At 52.1% G+C, this 560-nt stretch carries 1 protein-coding gene; it reads left to right on the plus strand.

Annotation, left to right across the window (positions count from 1 at the left end; all coding sequences use genetic code 11):
* Positions 1-313: 313 nt before the first annotated feature.
* On the plus strand, positions 314-560 hold a 247-nt coding region (locus L810_RS46765), incomplete at its 3' end, for a transposase (protein WP_162175320.1).

Here is a 560-nt window from a genome sequence, read left to right on the forward strand (position 1 = left end):
TGTTAGTGGCAAAGAGCAATTCGACCTGCGATGAAATTGGATTTATTTCATGAAGTTGCAAATCTCACTTCCTCAGACCATTGAAAGATTGGCGGATCATTCGTTCCATCCCAGAAAGCCGACCATGTTCTCGACCCGAAGATGTACTAGAGGATGTCCAAGCGATACGCTTCTGGTGAAGCAGGGAACTCAGTTTAGACAGGATATTTCGCAAGACTAGCTGGACAACGGCTGCTTGGGTCGTTAGTGAAGTTGAAGTTGAAGTTGACCCCATTTCACGGACACCTTATTGTTCTTGCAGAAGGAGTCCGAAGTGAGCAAACCACATACCCCCAAGCCACCTTATCCAGCGCAATTTCGTGAGCAAATGATTGAACTGGTTCGTGCCGGACGCAAGCCCGGCGAACTGGCCCGTGAGTTTGGCTGCCATGCCACCAGCATCCTGAACTGGGTGCGTCAGGCCGATGCGTCCAGCGGTGTTGTCCCTGGAGAGGCCGGTGCGTTGAGTGCCAGCGAGCGCCAGGAACTCATCGAGCTAGGGGTCGTCTCAGAAAACGGAA

The sequence above is a fragment of the Burkholderia sp. AU4i genome, from assembly GCF_000466765.1.
In the GTDB taxonomy this organism is placed as follows: domain Bacteria; phylum Pseudomonadota; class Gammaproteobacteria; order Burkholderiales; family Burkholderiaceae; genus Burkholderia; species Burkholderia cepacia.